Annotated in this window: 2 protein-coding genes; both read left to right on the top strand. The window is 30.9% G+C overall.

Annotated features, from left to right (window positions below):
• On the top strand, nucleotides 1–1330 hold a 1330-nt coding region (locus Q0G30_RS14190; protein WP_294391393.1), incomplete at its 5' end, for an extracellular solute-binding protein.
• Between the two features lie 180 nt (nucleotides 1331–1510).
• Nucleotides 1511–2037, top strand: a 527-nt coding sequence (locus tag Q0G30_RS14185) for a glycoside hydrolase family 32 protein (protein WP_294391392.1), incomplete at its 3' end; no start/stop codon positions are given.

Raw genomic sequence — 2037 nt, 5'->3', positions numbered from 1 at the left:
TAAAAAGAACTTAACATTATCTAAAAAGGATACACTTCCAGATGTAGTTTTCAATGCAGGTATGAGTAATTATGATTTACTTCGTTATTCAAAGCAAGGTGTAATTATTGCAGTTGAAGATTTAATAGATGAATATATGCCTAATTTGTCTAAAATATTGGAAGAAAATCCGGAATATAGAAAAATGATTACAGCTCCAGATGGACATATATATTCATTCCCATGGATAGAAGAATTAGGAAGTGGAAAAGAAGCTATTCAAGCTGTAGCAAATATTCCATTTATAAATAAGAAGTGGCTTGATGAGTTAGGATTGGAAGTACCAACTACAACAGATGAATTAGTAGAAGTATTAAAGGCATTTAGAGATGGAAATCCAGAAGGAAGAACTGATGTAATTCCTATGTCATTCATAATGAATGGAGGGAATGAAGATCCAGGTATATTGCTTGGAGCATTTGGTGAAGGGGATAACCAAGATCATTTCCTTGTAACAGATGATAAGAAAGTTATTTATTCAACTGTTCAAGAAGGATACAAAGAAGGAATAAAATGGCTTAACTCTCTTCAAAATGAAGGTCTTTTTGATCCAGAAGCATTTACACAGGATTGGGCAACTTATGTATCAAAGGGTAATAACGGTAGATATGGAATGTTCTTTACATGGGATGCTGCAAACATCGTTACTAATCCAGAAGATTATATAGCTCTTCCAGCATTAGCAGGTCCAGAAGGAAATGTTAATGTACCAAGGTCTAATGGATATGGTGTTGATATTGGTAGATGTGTAGTAACTAGTGCTAATAAGAATTTAGAATTAACAGCAAAATGGATAGATGAACTATATGATCCACTTCAATCAATTCAAAATAACTGGGGAACTTATGGGGATGAGTTGAATCAAAATATATTTGAGTTAAAAGAAGATGGTACTTTAGCTCATTTAGATTTAGGAGGTTCTTCACCATGGGAAGCTAGAGTTAATCAATGTGTTGGAGGACCATTAGTAATTCTTGATGAATATTATGGTAAATATTCAACTTGTCCAGATGATGCTCAAGCTAGATTAGATATACTTCATGGAACTTATGTTAAGGATATGAAAGCAGAATATAATTATCCAGTAGTGCTTATGAGTCAAGAGGATATTGAATTACTTACTCAATATGAAACAGCTGTAAGGCAATATACTGATCGTAAGAGAGCTGAATGGGTATTAAATGGTGGAATTGATGAAGAGTGGGATTCTTATCTTGAAGAAATGGAAAAGTTAGGTTTATCTAAGATGTTAGAAATTAAACAAAAATATTTAGATGAATATTTTAAATAGAAATCAATAATATTAATATTTATTATTAAATAGTTAAGAGTTTGGAGTTAAAATTAAATTATATTATTAATATAAATATAGGTAAAACAATTCCTGACTCTTAACTAAAGTATTAAAAAATAATATAAAATTTTGATATGTTTTTAGTATGCATAATATAATAGGAATGGTGCAATAGTGATGATAGAAAATAATTTTATTTTAGAAAAAGCAAGAAAATATGAAAAAGAATTTATTAATAGTATATCAAAAGAGGAAAAACCATCTTTTCATTTATGTGCCCCTATAGGATGGATTAATGACCCAAATGGATTCTCAACATTTAATAACGAATATCATTTGTTTTATCAATATCATCCTTATGATGTAGTATGGGGACCAATGTATTGGGGACATAGTAAGACAAATGACTTTATTAAATGGGAACAGTTACCTATAGCCCTTGCTCCAGAGGCAAGTTATGATATGGGAGGGTGCTTTTCAGGTAGTGCCTTAGAGTATGATGGTAAACATGTAATTATGTATACTGGTGTATTAGATAATAAAGATGAAAATGGAGAAAGAATAGTAAGACAAACTCAATGTATAGCAATTGGGAATGGAGAAAACTATGAAAAGTTAGATTGTAATCCTGTAATTACTCATGAAATGTTACCAGAAGGAAGCAGTTTAGAAGATTTCAGAGATCCTAAGATATGGATAGAGGG

Origin of the sequence: uncultured Clostridium sp. (assembly GCF_934754925.1) — a bacterium.
GTDB lineage: Bacteria > Bacillota > Clostridia > Clostridiales > Clostridiaceae > Clostridium.
Note: the sequence above shows the minus strand (reverse complement) of the source record. Positions and strands in the feature narration are given on the sequence as shown.